A 21,033-nucleotide genomic window follows, 5' to 3' on the forward strand; every position below is an offset into this window, starting at 1 on the left:
CTTTCGGTCGATCAATCCGATCGGAAGCCAGCGGTCGAGGCCAGTTGCCCGGACGACGACTCCGGAGGCAGGCGGCCGACGCCTCCTCCGAAGCCGATTCCCCTCTCAGGTCAACAGGAAGTTGCCATTGTGCAGCGTACCGCTCGCATTCTGCAGGCTCACATCCATGTCGCTCGTTCCGTCACCATCGATATCGATCTGGAGATAGTCGTTGCCCGGCCCGAAGTTCTGCAGATGGGCCGAAGCCTGGTTGCCGCCGAGCAAAGCTGCCCCATCCACATATTCGATGTGACCGCCGGCGACGTTGATGCCCGAGAACGTGAAGCTGTCATTGGCCGCGTCGAAATTGTGAATGGTATCGGCAGCACCGGCGGCGGAATCCGCGGTGCTGACGAAGCGGAAGTTGTCATGGCCTGCGCTGGCGTAGATCTCGTCCGCCCCCGTCCCGGCCGTGATCGTGGTATTGCCCGCCGTATTGCCGATCGTGATGCGGTCGAAATTGGCGGAGCCGTTGACGGTTTCGACGTTCGTCACCGTGATGTCGAAGACATTCATGTTGATGTTCAGGGTGTCGTTGCCGTCGCCGAGATCGATCACGTTCGCCGGGCTGCCCTGCAGCGTCAGAACATCGTCGGACGAGCTGCCGTTGAGCAGGTTCACGTTCCACAGATTGTCGAACGAATTGCTGCCCGCGGCGAGATTGAGGACGTTGGCCGTTCCTTCTCCGAGATTGACGGAAACGCCGGACACGGTGTTCAGCAGCGTGACCGTATCGTCCGACGGATTGAGATTGCCGGTGAAGTCGCTGCCGTTGAGGTTTTCGACGCCACTGATGCTGAGCGAATTGACGCCGTTGGCGAGCCACACCCAGTCGCTTCCACCACCCATATCGATGGCGATTCCGTTGATGTCGTTCGTCAAGGTGAGCTGATTGTCGCCTGAATTGCCGTTGATGTGCTCGATACCGGTCGCGGCGAATGTGGCGAAGTTTCCATTGAGGACGACCGTGTCCTGGCCGTCGCCGAGATCGATCGCGACGCCGTTGGCCGCCGCGATTGCACCGGTGACGGTCAGGGTGTCGTCGCTCGTCGTTCCGTTGACGTGGTTGACGTCGTAGATGTTCACGAACGAGTTTGCGCCGGCAGCGAGGTACATCGTGTTGTCGCCGTTGCCGAGGCTGATGTTCAGGCCCGTGACCGTCGTCGACAGCGTGAGCACGTCGTTGACGCCGGGCGTCGCGCCGTAATCGGATCCGCCGATTCCCTCGACGCCAATCAGGCTGAGCGTGTTGGCGCCGCCCGCGAGGCTGAGTTGGTCATTGCCGCCACCGAGATCGACGACCAGTCCGTTGGCGTTCGCCGTGAGATTAACGAATTCGTCGGCGCCGGTTCCGACCACGTTCTCGACGCCGGCGAGATTGAGCGTGTAGCCGTTGCCGAAGGTGGCGTTGAGAAGGACGGTGTCGCCGGTCCCCGCACCCAGATTGAGCGCATGTCCGAAGATATTGGATCCGACGCGGAGATAATCGTCTCCGGCCGTTCCGATCACGGTCGCCGAGTTGGAGAACTGCTGCGTCGAGAGATCGATCGGGCTTCCCGACGTGCCCGGCGATTGCAACAGGATGGCATCGCTGAACTGCAGCACTTCGACGTTGCTCAGGGTGTCGGTGCCGTCACGGTTCGAAACATTGTCTTGAACCTGGATCGTCCCTGACGTCGTGACCGTGTACTGCGATTGCGTGCCCGTGAAGATCGCCATGTCGGTTCCGGCGCCACCGTCGATCGTATCGTCGCCGCCCTGGCCGGTAATGCCGTCGTTGCCGCCGCCGGCATTGATCGTGTCGCCAGCACCGCCGCCGAAGAAGAACTCGTTGTTCGAGCCGCCGACAAGCAGGTCGGCCTGGTTCGAACCCTGGACGCTGTTGACGCCGCCGGTGATGACGTCGGCGCCGGCCGCACCGCTCACGATTCCCGTTGAGAGGTCGACGGAAACGCCGCCCCCGCTCGCCTGGGAATACGAGACCCGCGTATTGCCGTTCCCGGTGATGGTGTCGTTGCCGAGCAGGCCTTCGAACAGGTTGAAGGTGCCGAACGAGCCGGCCGAGGTGACGCCGGTGAAGCCGGTGGCATCGTAGACGTCGTTCAGGTTGCTGCCGGTCGCACTGTTGACGCCGACATAGGTGTCGGTACCGATCGAGCTGCCGCCGGTTGCAGTCCCCGCCTGCAGGTTGACGGTCACCGCATCGGTCGCGCTGGAATAGATGATGCGGGTGTTGCCGTTGCCGGTGATCGTATCGTTGCCGGCCAGGCCTTCGAACTGGTTGAAATTGCCGTTGTTGCCGACGTTGTTGGTCGCGCCGTTCTGGAAGCCGACGGCGCCGAAATTCGTGGCCGTGAAGACGTCGTTGAAGGTAGTGCCCTGGGCTCCCTCGATCCCGCGGAGCGTATCCGTGCCAATCGAAGCGTCTCCGGTCGCGATGCCTGCCGTGAAGTCGATGGTGACAGGGCCGGTGGAGAAGTAGATGTTGTTGTAGCTGACGATGTCGAAGCCGCCGCGGCCGTCGATGAAATCATCGCCGGCAAGGCCGGTGAACGTCTCGGTCGCCGTCGTGATGTTGCTGCCGCGGAGGGTATCGCCGAACATCGACGCCATCACGGCATTGACGCCTGTGAACGTATCACTGCCCGTGGATGCGTCACCGCTTGCGGTGCCGGCCAGCAGATCGACAATCACCGCGCCGGTGGCGTTGGTGAAGGACACGCGGGTATTGCCGTTGCCGGTGATGCTGTCGTTGCCTCCCATGCCGATGAATTCATTGAAGGTCCCGTTGGAACCCGCATTCTGGCTGGATCCGCCGAAGCCGCTGGCGTTGAAGACGTCCACGGCGTTCGAGCCGCGCACGGATTCGACCGATCGCAGCGTATCGGTGCCGACGGTGGCGGCATCACCCGTCACGATTCCCGAGGCGAGCTGAACATTGATCCCGCCCACTGCGGCCGGATCGAGCGCGTAGTCCGCCCGGTCGAAGCCGGCCCGTCCGTCGATGAGGTCGTCGCCTGCGCGGCCTTCGAAGATTTCAACGGTGCCGGGGCCATTGGCGCTGCCGAGCAGCTGGTCGGCAAATCCGGAGCCGACAACGCCTCCGAAGCCCGAGCCCACCAGGGTATCGGTGCCGACCGAACTATCCCCGGTCGCCGAATGGGCCGCCAGATCGACGGTCACGCCACCCGTTGCGCTGACGTAGGAGATGCGCGTCAGGAGCGCACCCAGGCTGTTGGTCGCTCCCGTGATGCTGTCGTTGCCGCCGCGGCCTTCGAACTCGTTGAAGCCCGCATTGGTGCCGGCGATCCCGGTATCGCCGGTGAAGCCGGTCGCGTCGAACGTGTCGGCATAGTCGCCGCCCACGATGCCCTCGACATTCACCAGCGTGTCCGTGCCGACGCCTGGGCCCGTCACGGAGCCTGCCGCGAGATTTGCCGTGATACCTCCCGTTGCCGCGACATAATCGGCGCGGTCGAAGCCGAGGCCGCCATCGAGCAGATCGTTGCCGTCGAGGCCCTTGAGGCGATCGTTGCCGGCAAGACCACTCAGATTGTCCGCGTAGGCGGTTCCGACCAGCGTGTTTGCGTTCGCGTCGCCGGTGAGGTGCACGCCTTGCCCCAGGATGAAGTCGGCAGCCGTGAGGTTCTGCAGCGTCACGTTCAGCAGCGTGAGCGTGTCGCCATTGCCGAAATCGATGACCGTGTTCGGCCCCTGTTGGGTGGCAATCGCCTGAATGTCGGCGAGGGTCGAGACACCGGGGATTCCCGTGAGATCGATCTTGTCGGCGTTCGCCTGCAGGAAGTCGACGATGGTGTCGGTGCCGCCGCCGGCGGCGTAGACGAAGGTGTCGGCACCTGTGCCGCCGTTCAGGGCGTCGTTGCCGGCACCGCCGCTGAGCAGGTCGTTGCCGCTGTTGCCGAACAGCTGGTCGTTGCCGGCAGAACCGGTGATCGTGTCGTCGAAGTTCGAGCCCGAAACGTTGGTCACGCCTCCCGTGATGGTGTCGTGCCCCACGGAACCATCGCCATCTACGGTGCCGTTCGCGAGGCTGACGATCACGCCAGAGGTGGCGTTGGCGAACATCAGCTGCGTGCTGCCGTTGCCGGTGATGAGATCGTTGCCGCCCTGGCCCTGGAAGGAATTGAACCCGATGAAGCCCGTCGCATCGTAAGTGTCCGCATAATTGCTGCCATAGGCGCTGTTGACGCCGGTGAAGCTGTCGTGACCGACCGAGGCATCGCCCGTGACCGCGCCCGCGCTCAGATTGACGGTGACACCGCTGGTGGCATTCGTATAGAGCAGTCGCGTGTTGCCGTTGCCGGTGATCTGGTCGTCACCGCCGAGGCCCTCGAACTGGTTGAAGGTGCCGTTGTTGCCGACATTGGCCCCGGTCGTACCGTAGCCCGTCGCCACATAAGTGTCGGCATAGCCCGTGCCTTGAACGCCTTCGATCGAGCGCAGCGTATCCGTTCCGATCGACGCATCGCCGGTCGCGGTGCCCGCCGCCATGTCGACGGTGACGCCGCCCGTGACCGTGCTGAGGCTGTTGTAGATCGCGGTGTCGAAGCCGCCGCGACCGTCGATGTAATCGTCGCCGCCAAGACCGGTGAAGTTGTTGTTGAAGCTGCTGCCGAGCAGGGTGTCGGAGAACGTCGAGCCCTGCACCGCGTTGACGCCGGTGAAGGTATCGGTGCCTTCGGTCGCACCAGTGGCGCTGCCGGCCACCGTAATCGAGTTGGTCGTCCCGACGGCGCTGGTCTCGAGGTCGACGCTGACGCTCGAGGCGGCGATCTGGTAGTTCAGGCGGGTGAAGCCGTTGCCGATGACCGTGTCGTTACCGCCGGCGCCGGCGAAGTCGTTGAAGGTGCCGGAGGAGCCGACGTTGGTTGCTCCAACCTGGCCGAACCCGGTCGCATCGAACGTGTCGTCGAAATTGGTGCCGCGCGCGGCCTCGACGCTGCGGATCGTGTCGGTCCCGACGGTTGCGTCACCGTTCACGGTACCAGCGGCGAGGTGAACATAGATGCCTGACGTTGTCGTCGGATCGGAATTGTAGGTGACCTGGTCGTAGCCGCCGCGACCATCGATGTAGTCGTCGCCGCCGCGACCTTCATAGGTCTCGTAGGTGAAGGCCGCATTGTCGCTGCCGTAGATCGTGTCGTTGGAGGCCGAGCCCCAGATCGTCGAGACGTTGGAGAAGGTGTCGTGCCCGACGGAGGCGTCGCCGTCCGCGGTCCCTGCGCCGATGTCGACGGTGACTGCGCTGGTCGCGCTCAGATAGGACAGCCGGGTCACGATCTGGCCCAGGGCATTGATGTCGCCGACGACGATGTCGTTGCCGCCGCGCCCTTCGAACTCGCTCTGGCCGGTGGCTACGCCGGGCAGACCGGTCGAGCCGATGAAGCCGGCCGCATTGAACGTGTCGGCAAAATCGCTGCCGATCGCGCCCTCGATGTTGACGAGCGTGTCCGTTCCGACGCCCGGCCCCGACGCGGTGCCGGCCGCGAGGTTGACGATGATGCCGCCCGTTGCCGCGGCATAGATGGCCCGGTCGAAGCCAGATCCACCGTCGAGAAGGTCGAGGCCGTCGCCGCCCTCAAGCATGTCGTTACCCCCGAGGGCAACGATCGTGTCGTTGTGCGACGTACCGACCAGCGTATTCGGATTGTCGTCTCCCACGATCGGCGTTCCGAACACGAAGTCGCTCGCGCTGAGAGAGCCGAGATTGACGTTCTGCAAATACAGCGTATTGCCGCCCCCGAAGTCGAGCCTCGTGTCTGAACCGATTTGCGTCGCATGAGCCTGCACGTCGGCAAGGCTGAACACCCCGTTGACGCCGGCCAGATCGATCTTGTCACCATCGCTATGGAGGAAGTCCTGGACATAGTCCGAACCATCGCCGGTCGCGAAGATGAAGGTATCGGCACCGGTGCCGCCACTCAAATAGTCGTTCCCGGCACCGCCAGCGAGGACGTCATTGCCGGCATTGCCGAACAGGCTGTTGTCACCTCCGCCACTGGCAAGGATGTCATTGAATATCGTGCCCTGGACAGCCCTGACGCCGCCAATGATCGTGTCATGCCCCACCGACGCATCGCCGTCGACGGTTCCTGCAGCAAGGTTGACGACCACACCACCCGTCGGATTGCCGAACGTAATCTGCGTATCGCCGTTGCCGGTGATGGTGTCGTTGCCGGCACCACCCATGAAGTTATTGAACGTTCCGTAGACGCTGTTGAAGCCGGTTGCGTCGTAAACGTCGGCAAAGTTGCTGCCGACAACCTGGTTGACGCCGGTGAAGGTATCATGGCCGACGCTACCGTCACCGCTCGCAGTGCCCGCCGCCAAATAGATCGTCACGCCCGAGGTGGTGGCATTGCCATACTGAATTTGAGTGTTGCCATTGCCGATGACCTGATCGTCGCCACCCAGGCCCTGGAATATATTGAAATTGTTGTTCGGGCCGACAAATCCGGTCGCGTCGTAAAGATCGGCGAAATTGCTGCCGTTGACGGCGTTGACATTGGTGAAGCTGTCATGGCCGACGGACACATCGCCCGTGACCGTGCCGGCACTCATGTTGATGGTCACGCCGCCCGTGGCGCTGCCGTAGATCAGCCTCGTGCTGCCGTTGCCCGTGACGACATCATCTCCGCCGAGGCCTTCGAAATTGTTGGAAGCGCCGCTATTGCCGACGTTGAGTGCGCCGGCCTGACCAAAGCCCGTCGCATCATAGGAATCGGCGAATATTGTGCCCTGAACGCCCTCGATCGAGCGCAGGCTGTCGGTGCCCGTCGAAGCGTCGCCGGTGACCGTGCCGCTCGCCATGCTGACGTTGACGCCACCCGTGACGAAGGTCAGGTTGCTGTATTGCGCGGTGTCGAACCCGGCGCCACCGTCGATCTGATCGTTTCCGGCGAGGCCCATAAAGACTTCGCTGGCATTGCTTCCGCTGATGACGTCGCCAAACAGCGATCCCATCACCGCATTGACGCCCGTGAAATGATCGGTACCGACCTGCGCGATGTCGCCAGCCGCGGTACCGTGGGCCGTTCCCAGGGCGAGATCGACCGTCACGCCGTCGAGCGCCAGGGTGTACTGGACCCGGGTCGCGCCGTTTCCGGTGATCGTATCGTCGCCGCCCATACCTTCGAAGTTATTGAAAGTGCCGAACGAGCCGGCGTTGGTGCTCACGCCGCTGAAACCGACGGCGCTGTAGGTGTCGGCGAAATTGGTGCCGCGCACGGCCTCGACCGAACGCAATGTGTCGGTACCGACCGAGCTATCACCCGTGACAGTGCCGGCGGCGAGGTTGACCGTAATGCCCGATGTCGTCGTCAGGTCGTTATTATAGGACGCAAAATCGTAGCCACCGCGGCCGTCGATCAGATCATTGCCGCCGCGGGCATCGTACTGCTCGTAAGTGCCGCTCGGATTGTCGCTGCCGCGCAGAATGTCGGCATAGGCCGAGCCGACGATCGCGTTGATGGCGCTGAACGTATCGTGTCCGACCGAAGCATCGCCGTCGGCGGTTCCCGCAGCGATGTCGACCGTCACGCCCGCCGTGGCACTGGCATAGGATACCCGCCCCAGGATCTCACCGGACGCATTGACCGAGCCGATGATCGTGTCGTCTCCGCCCCTGCCCTCGAACTCGGCCAAGCCGATTGCGGCTCCCGGAATCCCGCTGTCGCCCACAAACCCGGTAGCATCAAACGCATCAGCGAAATCGCTGCCGACCGCGCCTTCGATGTTGACGAGCGTGTCCGTTCCGACGCCCGGTCCAGACGCCGTGCCTGCTGTAAGATTAACGGAAACACTACCGGTCGCGTCGGCATAAACCGCTCGGTCGAAGCCCAGACCGCCATCCAGATAATCACTACCGCCCAGACCCTGAAGCCGATCATTGCCTCCGAGGCCGCTGATGGTTTCGGCGTTCGCCGTGCCAACGAGCGTATTCGCATTCTCGTCGCCGACGATCGGCGCGGCCGGCGTGCCGAACAGGAAGTCGCTGGCCGTCAGGCTGCTCAGATTGACGTTCTGAAGCGTGAGGCCCTCAGTCGCGCTGAACGTGATGACGGTGTTGGGGCCGCTCTGCACGGCATGCGATTGCAGATCGGCAAGGCTGTAGATGCCGTAGATGCCGGTCAGATCGATCTTGTCCTGGCCATGGACGAAGTCCTGGATGAAGTCGAAGCCGCCGCCAGTTGCATAGACGAAGGTATCAGCACCGGCGCCGCCGTTGAGGGAGTCGTTGCCGGCATGACCATCAAGGGTGTCGTTGCCGACGTTACCGGAGAGACTGTCGTTGCCGGCGCTGCCGATGATGGTGTCGTTGAAGTTGGACCCCGCCACATTGAATACGCCACCGGTGATGGTGTCGTGGCCGACCGAGCCGTCGCCATCGACCGTGCCGGCAGTGAGGTTCACGGTCACGCCGCCGGTCGCATTGCCGAACTGGATCTGGGTATTGCCGTTGCCGGTGATGATGTCGTTCCCGGCATTGCCCTGGAACGAATTGAAATTCGCGTTGGGACCGGTGAAACCCGTCGCGTCGTAGACGTCGGCAAAATTGCCGCCGAACGCGCTGTTGACGCCCGTGAAGCTGTCCTGGCCGGTCGAGCCGTCGCCGGTGGCGGTGCCGCCTGCCAGATTGATGGTCACGCCGCCGGTCGCGTTGACGAAGATAAGGCGCGTATTGCCGTTGCCGGTGATGACGTCGTCGCCACCGAGCCCCTCGAACTGGTTGAACGTACCGTTGTTGCCGACATTGGCGCCGGTCACGCCGTAGCCGGTGGCGTCGTAGGTATCGGCAAAATTGGTGCCTTGAATGCCTTCGATCGACCGAAGTGTATCCGTGCCGTTCGACGCATCTCCGGTAACGATGCCGGCCGCCATATCGACGGTGATGCTTCCCGTGATGAAGAAGATGTTGTTGTAGGACGAGACGTCGAAGCCGCTGCGGCCGTCGATGTAATCGTTTCCGGCAAGACCGGTGAACGTGTCGTTGGTCGCACCGCCAAGCAGCGTGTCGTCGAACATCGAAGCCTGGACGGCGTTGACCCCAGTGAATTGATCGGTGCCGACGGATGAATCGCCGGTGGCAATGCCGGTGACGAAGTCGACGTTGACGCCGCCCGTCGCGTTGTTGAAACCGAGCCGCGTGAAGCCGTTGCCGATGATGACGTCGTTGCCGCCGTTGCCGGTGAATTCGTTGAACGTTCCGTTCGAGCCGGCATTGACGCTGCCCGAGCCGAAGCCGGTGGCATTGTAGGTATCGGCGAAGTTGGTGCCGCGGATCGCCTCGATCCCGCGCAACGTGTCGGTGCCGATGGTCGCATCGCCTGTCACGGAGCCGGCGGCGAGATTGACCGTAATTCCCGTCGTTGTGTTGGGATCGACGTTGTAATCCACGCGGTCATAGCCGCCGCGGCCGTCGATATAGTCGTTGCCAGCGAAGCCCGAATACACCTCCGCGGTGAACATCGGATTGTTGCTGCCCAGAATCGTATCGTTGTAGGCGGAGCCCCAGACGCCGTTGAAGCCGGAGCCGACGAGCGTGTCATGGCCTACCGACGCATCACCCTGCGCATAACCGGCTGCGAGATCCACCGTCACCGCCCCGGTGGCGCTGACATAGGAGACGCGCGTCAGCTCGGCTCCCTGGCTGTTGGTGTCGCTGATGATGGTGTCATCGCCGCCTTTGCCTTCGAACTCGTTGTAGCCGACCGGGCTACCCGGGACGTGTGCATCGCCGGTAAAGCCGACTGCGTTGAACGTGTCGGCGAAATCGCTGCCGATGGCAGCCTCGATGTTGACGAGCGTGTCTGTTCCGACGCCTGCGCCGGATGCCGTCCCCTGTGCGAGGCTGATCGTGACGCCGCCGGTCGCGTCGGTATAGACGGCGCGGTCGAAGCCCGGGCCGCCGTCGAGAATATCGTCGCCGGAGCCGCCGGTGAGGTAGTCCTTGCCGGCCCCGCCGAACAGGATGTCGTTGCCGTCGCTGCCGCTGATGCGATCGTTGCCGTCCTGGCCGTCGATCAGATCATTGCCGCTGCCGCCGGAGAGCACATCATCGCCGAGCGAGCCGAACAAGGTGCTTCCGATCGGGGTCAGCACGGCATTCGAAACCTCAGTATCGAGATTGTCGACAAAGCGGTCCGTAAGCTGATCGATGGATTGTTGATCCGTAAAATCGGTCGTAGCCAGCTGATCGGCCGCTGCGCCTTGGGCGACCTGGCCGGCCTGTGCCAGCTCCGTGACGTTCGTAGCGGCCTGAATGCTGCCATTCGCGGCAGCAACGACCTCGATAACCGTCGCGGCGGCCGCAGCGCCAACGCCGGAAGAGGTGACTACGCTCTGGACCGTCTCCTGCGAGCCAAGATCGAAGGCCAACGGATGGTCCGGATCGGCCTGAGCGGTTGCAACCGCATCCGCAATCGCGGCTATCACCATATCCGGCGCAACGCCGACGGCCGACACCTGAGCGACCGTGCTTTGAACCTGGATGGCCGCCGCGAGCACTGCCGTCGCGGTAGCATCGTTATTCACCGCATCGGGCACCGGATCGAACGATCTCAGGTCGATACCTCCGCTGAGATCGAGGTTGAAGGCAGCCGCCACGGCGCTCATGGCCTGGTCCGCCGTCAGTGGGTGCTCGTCGCTCGCCGTGCTGTCAACCAGGGCGGCGATCAACGTGGTCAGGGGAGTGATGACGGTCGATCCCTCGGGGGCCCTGAGCACCCCCGCCACCTGCAATCCCGTCGAGATATCGACGCCGCCGATGCTCACGAGCGGGCCGGATCCGCCCGCCAGCGTGAAGCTGCCATCGGCGCGCGTGGTCGTGAACGCCTCGCCGGCGTCGAGTATCCCGTTGTTGTTGGCGTCGGCAAAGACGGTCGCGCCGCCGATATAGCCGTCGATATCAAGCGCGTTGATCTCGTTGGCACCTGAATTCACCGTCAGCGCAAGATCGGCCGTGCTCACGGCTTGATGAACGCCGTCGTCGGAGATGGCGGTGACGTGCAGCGTGAACGGATCGGGACTGCCGACAGCGTGGTTCGGGACCAGGATGACGTTCGGGATCGAGTTGCCGGTCACAAGCCAGGTGCCGTCGCCGATCGCATTGCCGTTCTGGACGGTGAAGCTCGATGGCACGCCCTCGATCTTCACCGACAGGGTGCTGCCGAGGTCAATCTTGCTTGCGGCAATATGCAGCGTGATATTCTGATCGGCGCTACCCGAGGAGTCCTGAACGCTCAGCGTCGGCGCGTCCTGCGCGCCGTGGATGTCGAAGCTGATGCTCTTGGTCGTGCCGTCGACCGACGTGACCGTGAACGTCTCCGTCTTGACGTCGTTGGCGCCGAGATACTGGATCGCCGCATTGTCGACCGAATAGGTGTAATGGCCATCGGCCTGCAGCGTCACCGCGCCGAGATTTCCGGATGCCGTGATCTGGCCAGGCTGGAATGCGGCCTGGTTCTGGTCCGCATCGCTGATGGTCAGCTGGCCGGATGCCGTCAGTTGGCCGTCCTCGGTGACGTCGTGCTGGCCGGGATCGCCGATGGCGGCGGCGTCGTTGACGCCGTGGATCGTGAACGTCACGTCCTTGGTCGTGCCGTCCAGGGCCTTGACGGTGAAGGTCTCGTCGCGAGTCTCACCCTGGCCGAGATATTGAACGAGGCCGTTGGCGACCGAATAGCTGTAAGCACCGTTGGGGCCGATCGTCAGCGTCCCGAGATTGCCAGGGGGCGAGGCGACGACGGTCTGGAACGAATTCTGGTTCTGGTCGACATCGTTGATCGACAGCGTGCCGGACGCCGTCAGGACGCCGTCCTCGGTGACGTCGTGTTGACCGAGATTGCCGATCACGGCTGCGTCGTTGGTGCCCGTGATGTTCACCACGATATCGCGGGTGGCGGTGCCGTCGACTGAAGTGACCGTCAGCGTGTCGGTGACCTGCTGCCCTGCGGTGAGCGGGTTCGACTTCGCGGGATCGAGCGTATAGGTCCAGGCGCCCGACGCCGCATTGAAGGTGAAGTTGCCATAGGTGCCGGCCAGCGAGGCCGGCACTGCGAAATGGGCTTGGCCGCTGTCGACGTCCTGCACTGCGAGCTGGCCCGACGCGCTGGGATCGCCGGCTACGCTGCCGGCCTCGGTCACTGACGTATCCTGGCTCCCCGACACCGTGATCGTGGCCGGGTCGTTGCTGCCGGTGACAGTCACCGTGAGCGTCGACGAGCCCGTTCCGCCGTGGTTGTCGGCATTCGTGTAGGTGAACTGCTCCGTCGCTTGCTGGCCTGCGGCGAGCGCTTGCACGGCGGCGCTGGCATTGTTGAGCGTGTAGCTGTAGGCGCCGGTCGCCTTCGTGACCACCAGCGTTCCATAGGTACCGACCACGGTGATCGTGGTGCCGTTGTCCGTGCCTCCCGCCACGGCCGACACGGTGTGGGTATCGCCGGCATCGGCGTCGGTGTCGTTGGCGAGCAGATTGCCGCTGGCAATCGTCGTCACGTCCTCTCTGACGGAGGCGATATCCGCGACCGCGACCGGCGCATGATTGGTCGGGCCTTCGATGACGATTTCGACCTTTTCGATCGAGCCGACGACGAGGTCGAAGCTCCTGAACGCGTAGTCTGCGCTGCCATAGCGCGCGATGAGGGCCTGGATGGCCGCAATATCGGACCTGAACGAAGCCGAGTTCGCCATCGTCTGCGTCACGACGAGGCGAAGCGTGTCCTGGCCCTTGCCGCCGTCGTAGATATCGACCGAGCCCACATTCTCCGAAGCACGATAGATCAGGACGTCGTTGCCGTTGCCGCCGCTGACGAGGTCGCAGCCGGCGCCGGCGTCGATGATATCGTCGCCGTTGTCGCCGGAGATCAGGTCGTTGCCCGCCCCGCCGAGCAGCGTATCGTTGCCGTTGCCGCCGAAAATGATGTCGTTGCCGGTGCCGCCATCCACCGTGTCGTTGCCATTGCCGGCGTCGATGATGTCGTTGCCCGAGCCCGCGTTGATGTTGTCGTTGCCGTTGCCGCCCTGGATGAGATCATTGCCCGCCCCGGCGCCGACGACATCGTCGCCGTTCCTTGCATTGATGATGTCAGACGAGCTGGTGCCGGTGATCTGATCGTTTGCGTTGGTGCCGTTAATGATCATGGCGATTCATCTTTCTCAATGGGGCAATAGGCATTGCTCGCACGCGCGCGGAAGCGGCCTGCGTTGAGCGGATGGAGAAATGTTCAATCGTCGAAAGCAGAACGCGGTCTGGACGCGACGCGTGACATCGTGCGGTCGCTCATGGTGAGCCCCTCCCGTAATCTTCTTGGTTTTTCAGATTCGCCGTCAGCCCAACGGCGTGAGTTTGAAATGATGTGGTCTTGTTATTGTTCGACGCCTTGCCTCGTTGCCCGGCGTCGCCCGAGTTCTCGAAATTGCAATTTCCGACCGTCGAAAAGACTTTTCTGATAATTGCAAATTGTTTCCACTGTTGCGTGACTGCGTCAAGACAGCACAGCGGCTAACCTTAAGCAGGGTGTGGACCGAACGGTGCAACTGCGAACGTGCATGCCTCCGACTTGCGGTCGCGCGCGGTTTCGGTAAGCCGGCGCATCGAAGCTTCGCAGGACCCCAGCACAATAAGGGCTGAAACCAAGCAATCGGGCTTAGCGCGGAATCCAGCGTGACGAGATCGCCCAGGCTGCCAATCCAGCGGGCCACCACCACTGATGGCGCCGGTATGCTGCTCCCGCCTCCCTCCGCTCGGGTCACTGCGACATTCTGCCGCAACCAGGTCCCTCCGCGGATCGACGGGGGCGGGGCAGCAATACCGAAGCCTTTCTGGCTCGCGCAGAGCAACGTCATCTCGATTCCCGAAACGAAGACTATTCCTTCTCCATGGAATAGCGCTGGCACGTCTCACCGCATGACCCGAATGGGTCACCCGGCGCCTGCCGGCGGCGGCTCGACGGGCATTATCTGTTAGACTTTGGTCTACCGCCACTTTTCAGGAAAAAACGGCAAGGGGCTTGCGTCATGCCGCCTCCTCACGAAGCATGACGGGTCAGGGAAACGTACCAAAAAGCCCGACTGAAGGGAGCGTCTGCACGGCATGCGGCGGATAGGCACGCCGGCCAGCAGCGAATGACCAGGGCTCAGCGGAGGGAGGACCGCTCGTGAAAGCCAATCGGATCGACCATGAGGAGCTGTCGAAGGTTCTCAATCGACTTGGCGAGGCCGCCGTGAATCCGGCAGCCTGGCACGACATCATGGACGACATCTGCAGGGCAGTGGGAGCGTCGGCGGCCCTGCTGCTACAGAGCGACGTCCGGACCCCCGACGTTCCCCGCACCGCGTCGATCTCTGAAGCCACCGATCTCTACTTCAGGAACAACTGGCATTTGAGGGACCCGCGCGCCAAGGGCTTTCCGCGCATGATGGCCGGCGAGGTCGTGACCGATCTCGACGTGATGAGCGCAGAGCAGATCCGCGCCGATCCCATGTACAACGAGCTGCTGTTTCCGTCCGGGTACCGCTGGTTTGCCGGCATCGGCTTCTGGGCCGAAAGCGCGGCGTGGGCGTTGACGATCCAACGAACGGGGCGCGAAGGCACCTTCGAGGCACGTGACAAAGAGGTGCTTGCTCAATTGGCGCCGCGCCTGACCGAAACGGCCACGCTCGCCACAGCGATTGGACGCGCTGTGCTGACCTCGATGACCGACGTCCTCGACCGGGTTCGCCAACCCGCCCTCGTCATCAATCGGGAAGGAATGGTGCTGCGTACGAACCAGGCGGCCGATCGCGGCTTCGACGAAGAGATCCGCATCAGGGAGAGGCGTCTCGTTCTCCGCGACAAGCAAGCGATGACACGGTTCGATCAGCTGATCGGCATGATCCGGGCGACGCCGGATGCCGTCGCCATCCCCGCCTCTCCGATTCTCATTCGCCGGACGACCAAGCCGCCGGTCGTGCTGCGGCTGCTGCCGGTGGACGGCGCGGCCCGCTCCGTCTTCCTCGGCGCGCGCGCCATGCTGATCCTGTCAAATCTTGCGCCGCGCCCGGCGCCGGACCCGGCGCTGATCGGCCAGGCCTTCGATCTCACTCCGGCGGAGTCCCGCCTGGCCGCCCTGCTCGCAACCGGCACATCGATCGCCGGCGCCGCCGAGCACCTGCGCATCTCGCGCGAAACGGCGCGCAACCACCTCAAGTCGATTTTCTCGAAGACGGGCGTTCATCGGCAATCGGAGCTGGTCACGCTGGTTTCGCAGCTGGGGTGATATTCGGCTTGTCTCGAGCAGCGGCCGCAAGTTTCGCCTCGGCACAAACGAAAGACCACGCCTCCTCAGCGATTCTTCAGTTACGGCTCGGAGCCGCCGTGGATACGTTCATCAGCAAGAGAAACAACGCGCTCGTCGCCTGATATCTCGCCACCACGCGTTTCCTCGCGCGTCCTCGCATGATGGCCTTTCCGCCGCGCGAGCCGACACTCCACTCCCAGCTCCGCGAACGCTTGCACATCTCGAACTCGTAGAATGAGAAGCCGTCCAAACCCAACAAATTGGCGTCCAATCGGTTTGACGTCATGTGCCTGTTGAGGGATCCACCGACTTTTTGTCCCATCCGCGCCCAAGAAGCGGCCTCTGAACGAAGAGCCATCTAGGCGATAAGCCAGCTTCCCGGGGGGGGGCGCCTCCCCCAAATGGGCTAGGCGGCGCCTTTTTCTCTGGTCGGATGTTGCTGCGATCGGTGAACGGCCTGATCGATCGGCTGGGCGCGATCCGACTTCATCGATCTTCATTAACGTGCACCGCCGCTCCTGCCACTGGACGGCGGCGGGCTTGCCAAGGCAGCCAGAAGCCAAGCGAGCAGGCGACCAAAGCTGACAGCTCTATCCCGCCGGCAGCAAGATAGCGTCCGAAAACACCTTGCCCAGCGACGCGACGTAAGGGCTCTGCAGCATCGAATGATGCGTCCCCTGAACAACGGTCTTGTGGATCCGGGGCGCCTGAACAATTCGATCCCAGCCATAGAGCCGGTCATCCAGGGGATTTTCCGCCGCCGTGAAAAGCTGGAGGGCGATCGGAATAGCCGCCCCGATGTATTTGCTGCCCGCGCGCTCGCGCGTCCGCGATTGCGCAATCATGTAGCGAACGTCTTCTTCCGTAGACGACCAGGGCAACAAAGCCCTCTCACGACATTCTAGAACCATCGAGCGAAAGTCTGACTGGAGCATTCGGCCGCCCGTCCGGCTGCCGATATAGTTCCGCAGGAATGCGACGTCTGACGTCTTCGACGGAGAGCTCGGCCGCCCATACAGCGCGTCGATCAATCCCAAGAACTGTACGGTCTCCTTTTCATCGACGAGCTGCCTTGTAATCTCGTAGGCCAATATTCCGCCGAACGACCAGCCCGCCAGACGGTATGGCCCGCACGGGTGAATGGACCGTATTGTCCGGACCAGGCTCCCGGCGATCGCCTCGATCGTTCGTGCCGACGCGGTCCCTACCTGGCTCATCGTCAAGCCATACACGGGGAAGCCGCCGCGAAGGTGCCGGGTAAGGATCGGACCATAGATCATCTGATTAAAGAGATCCGGCGCGAGGAATAGCGGAGCACCACTCCCCTCTGCACGAAGAGTCATTGCAGCGCCGTCCCTCGACCGGTTATCAATGCCCGCCTGTTCGCGTGCGAGCAGCGCTATTGTCGGGCTTGCAAACAACCTGGCCAGCGAGATGTCGGTGCCGCGACGACCCAATTCGTTGACCAAACGCACGGCCAACAGCGAGTGGCCACCAAGCTCGAAAAAATTGTCGTCACGTCCGACGCGATCAATCTCCAGGAACTCGCTCCAAGTCTGCGCCAACATCTTCTCCAGCCTTCCACGCGGAGCCTCGTAGGCGCGGGATGTACGCGAATGGCCTGAAGGCGCGGGCAAGCTGCCCCGGTCCAGTTTCCCGTTGAGGGTCAGCGGCAGCGCGTCGAGCACAACAAAGGTCGACGGCACCATGTAGTCCGGCAGATGGTTCTGGAGATGAGTTCGCAAGTCGTCCGACAACGTGCTCATCGCTGTCGAACGCCTCTCGCGCCCTCCCTGCCGCCCGGCAGATGTCCCGTCGTTTTCCACCACATAGGCCACCAAGCGAGGATCATCGGCACGATCCTGGCGCGCGACGACCACCGCCTGCCGCACCGACGCATGGCCCATCAATGCCGCCTCGATTTCACCGAGCTCAATGCGATAACCGCGCAGCTTCACCTGAAAATCGTTTCGCCCGAGATATTCGATACTTCCATCTGGCAGCAAACGCCCCAAATCGCCGGTCCGATACATTCGCGCGTCCGGGTCGGTAGCGAAAGGCTCAGTGACAAACCGTTCCCCGGTCAGCTCGGGTCGATTGAGATAGCCGCGCGCCACCCCTGTGCCGGCGATGTAGATTTCGCCAACGACTCCGATGGGGACGGGAGCACGGTGCTCGTCGAGGACATAGATTCTCGTGTTCGAGATTGGTCGGCCGATCGGGACGACGGATGACGGATACGCCGTTTCCTCGATCGCGTGAGCCGACGACCAGATTGTTGTCTCGGTGGGCCCATAAACATTCCAGCATGCCGAGGTTCGCCGGAGCAGCTGGTCGGCAAGATCGGCCGTCATGGCCTCGCCGCCGCACAGTGCGCGGAGACGTGGCTCTCCCACCCAACCGCTCTCGATCAGAGCCCGCCAGCTCGCGGGAGTTGCCTGCAAGACCGTGATCTGCTCCCGCAGCAGCAAATCCATCATGCGTCGTGGATCGCTGCTCGTCTGACGGTCGGCAATGACAACTCTGGCGCCGACGAGCAAAGGCATCAGCAGCTCGAGGCCCGCGATATCGAACGATACAGTGGTCACCGACAGCAAGCGATCAGCCGGATTCATGCCGACGAGCTCACTCATGGATGTCAGGAGATTCACCAGCGACCGATGCTCGACCATGACGCCTTTGGGCCGTCCGGTCGAGCCCGACGTGTAGATGACGTAGGCGAGACTTTCGGGTCGCAATCCGACCCCTTCGGGCCGAATATTGCTGCGGTGACCATTCGTCCAAAGCGTCTCATTGGCGAGATCAATCACCGGGAGGTCCCCCGTGTGACCCTCCAGGATTTCCATCGTCTCCGCATCCGACAGTATTGCGCGTGGTGCGCAGTCCGCCATCATGTCCGCCAGCCGCTTGATGGGAAAGGCGGGGTCCATTGGGACGTAAGCCCCACCCGCCTTGAGAACTGCGAGCAGCGCCACCAGCATCTCGACACCGCGCCGGGCACAAATCGCAACGCGATCATCCGGCTTGACGCCAAGTCCGCGCAGGTGATGAGCGAGGCAGTTCGACCGCACGTTCAGCTCACGATACGTCAACTCGTGAGCTCCGCTGGCGACAGCCACCGCATGCGGCGTACGCCCCACCTGCTCCACGAACAACTCGCCAACACACTTACCAGCAGGATAGTCGACCGTCGTTGCGTTCCATTCGGTGATCAGGTGACTGTGCTCGAGCGCATTCAGAAGCTTAAGCTCCGAGACGCGCTGGTCCGGATCGGCAACGATTGCGCCCAACAAATTCTCGAAGTGGCCCACCAGACGTGCGATCGTATCGTCGTCGAACAAATCCGACGCATATTCCAGCCATCCGCGGACCCCGGAAGGGACTTCGTACAAGGTCAATGACAGGTCGAACCTTGTCGTGACGTGCTCGGTGGCGACCTGGCTTACTCGCAGTCCTGGAAGATCGAGCTGCGCCGGGGGGACGTTCAGCAGGATCAAGGCGACCTGGAACAGCGGCTGGCGGGACAAATCGCGGTGAGGCTGCAGCGCCTCCACCAGCCTTTCGAGCGGCACATCCTGGTTTTCATAGGCGGAAAGTGTCGTTTCCTTCACCCGCCGCAGCAATTCGCGAAAGCTGGGATCGTCCGACACATCCGTACGCATGACGAGCATGTTCACGAAGCAACCCACCATGGCTTCCAGCTCCGGCAGCCCGCGACCAGCGAAGGGAGAGCCAACAAGAATGTCCCGTTGCCCGCTATAGCGCGCCAGCAGCACCGAAAACGCCGCCAGGAACACCATATACGGTGTCGCCTTCTCTCGACGCGCGAGGACGCGCAGGTCGGATGAAAGCTGTGGCGTCAGGCTGAAGCCGCGGCTTGCTCCTCGAAAACTCTGCATCTGAGGCCGGGTGCGATCGGTCGGCAGCGCCAGTGCCTGCGGCGCGCCTGCCAGCTGCCGCTTCCAGTACGCCAGCTGCCGCGTCTGCACGTCGCCCCGAAGCCATTCGCGTTGCCAAAGCGCGTAATCCGCGTATTGAACCGGCAGGCTCTCCAGAGGCGACACTCGTCCCTCCACTCGGGCTGCATAGAGCGCCGTCACCTCAGCAAACATCACGCCGATCGACCAAGCATCCGATATGATGTGATGCATGTTGACGAGCACGATATGCCGGTTCTGGGTCAATCGAAGCAGCGTGACGCGGAAGAGCGGCCCGGCCGACAGGTCAAACAAGCGCCGTCCATCCTCCGACATCAAACGCCCGGTCGCCGCCCGCTGCTCGTCGTCCCCAAGCGTGGAGAGATCGACCGCGTCGAGGCGGAAAGCTCCGGCCTCGTCGACCACCTGAAAGCCGCGGCCGTCCACTGTCTCGAACTTGGTGCGGAGGCTTTCGTGACGTCGCACGACGTCTCCGAAACTCAGCTCCAGAGCAACGACATCCAACGCCCCTTCGAGTTGCAGCATCCAGGGCATGTTGTAAGCCGCGCCCACCAGCCCAAGCTGCTCGAGGAACCATAGCCCTTCCTGCGCGTGGGACAGCGGCACCCGACTGCCCGGCGAGCGCACTGTCAGTGGCGGAGGATCCGTCAGTTCGAGGGGTGGAGAATGGATATCCGACATCACTCGCAGTTCACGCTGATTGTCCGAACGAAGGCGTGCTCTTCGGCTCAGAACAAGCCGCTTGCTTGCAGCGCCTTACCCACATGCCGCATCTCGGCTTCGTCAGCGATCATGTCGAGCATGATCGTCGTCAGGCCCTGGGCGGCGAAAGTTCTGAGCTTTTCACCGATCTCCGCATAGCTGCCGACCAGATAAGGACAATCCGCCTGGAATGTGAGAAACGGCAATAGCCAATACCCGTTGTGTTGCATCTCGGCCGTCTGTCCCTCAAAAAGCCGCCGCTTCCACACCGAATCCGTGTTCTCCATCGTAAGCGTGAGCAGTTCGCGACCTTCTGCACTGTCGCTGAAGCGCTCACGCGCGGCCCGACGCGCGGCGTCACGGCCCTGCCTTGCAAAGATCCCGAAGTTCAAGCCGGGTGCGCTGATGCCGCGGTCGTGATCCGGCGGCAGCATCTGCATCTTGATGCAGCCGGCTTCAGCGGCAATGCGCTGGGCGGCGTCGGATTGGCCGGCGATCAGGAATTCAGGCAGCAGGTCGGCCGGAGGCCGGTAGTGAAGATGCAGGCCGGACGCCGTGTAGAAGTTTCCGCGAAAATCGATCGGGCGGGAGCTTTCAAGCAGCAGGCGGACCAGTTTGATGAACTCGCCCAGCCTGACATACCGGTCAGCGTGCGCACATTGGTCGCCCAGCGCCTGCAAGTCGCTCACAGCGGTACCGGTGATCATATTCAGATACAGTTTGCGCCCATAAAGCTGCGCAAAGGACGACACCAACTTGGCCGCGGTGAAAGGATGCATGTAGACGGGGTTGACTGCGATCAACGGCGAGCTGCGCTTTGTCTGGGCCACGATGTGCTGCGCCATCGCCCAAGGCTGGACGAACACGTCATTGCCTTCGAACAGCAGGAGTCCCGCGAGACCATGGAGATCCGCAAAACGCGCGACGTGCATCAATTCGTCGACATATTTGCCGGGGTCCCGATTGCGCGAAATGGCGGGAAAGACGCGAAGCCTTGCATTGTTCATCTAGGCGCTCCTGGACCGCGCGGCGAGAAGCGTCGAACGCGAACCGCG

The 21,033-nt window shown here is 62.8% G+C and carries 4 protein-coding genes; 1 reads left to right on the top strand and 3 read right to left on the bottom strand.

What is annotated here, in order from left to right:
• Positions 1-105 precede the first annotated feature (105 nt).
• Complete coding sequence (locus Q0743_RS09935) at positions 106-13,200, bottom strand: VCBS domain-containing protein (protein WP_298241353.1); 13,095 nt, start codon at positions 13,198-13,200, stop codon at positions 106-108.
• A gap of 1,016 nt (positions 13,201-14,216) precedes the next feature.
• Between Q0743_RS09935 and Q0743_RS09940 the strand changes: the two genes are divergently transcribed.
• Entirely contained in the window at positions 14,217-15,317 is a 1,101-nt protein-coding gene (locus Q0743_RS09940) for a LuxR C-terminal-related transcriptional regulator (protein ID WP_298241354.1), read from the top strand.
• A 611-nt stretch (positions 15,318-15,928) separates the two neighbouring features.
• On the opposite strand, the gene Q0743_RS09945 is transcribed toward Q0743_RS09940, so the two are convergent.
• Both Q0743_RS09945 and Q0743_RS09950 read right to left on the bottom strand, forming a co-directional pair.
• Positions 15,929-19,957 (bottom strand): amino acid adenylation domain-containing protein, encoded by a 4,029-nt coding sequence (locus tag Q0743_RS09945; RefSeq protein ID WP_298241355.1) that lies wholly within the window; start codon positions 19,955-19,957, stop codon positions 15,929-15,931.
• Between the two features lie 47 nt (positions 19,958-20,004).
• Complete coding sequence (locus Q0743_RS09950) at positions 20,005-20,985, bottom strand: LLM class flavin-dependent oxidoreductase (RefSeq protein WP_298241356.1); 981 nt, start codon at positions 20,983-20,985, stop codon at positions 20,005-20,007.
• Positions 20,986-21,033 lie beyond the last annotated feature (48 nt).

The sequence above is a fragment of the uncultured Bradyrhizobium sp. genome, assembly GCF_936943645.1.
GTDB lineage: Bacteria > Pseudomonadota > Alphaproteobacteria > Rhizobiales > Xanthobacteraceae > Bradyrhizobium.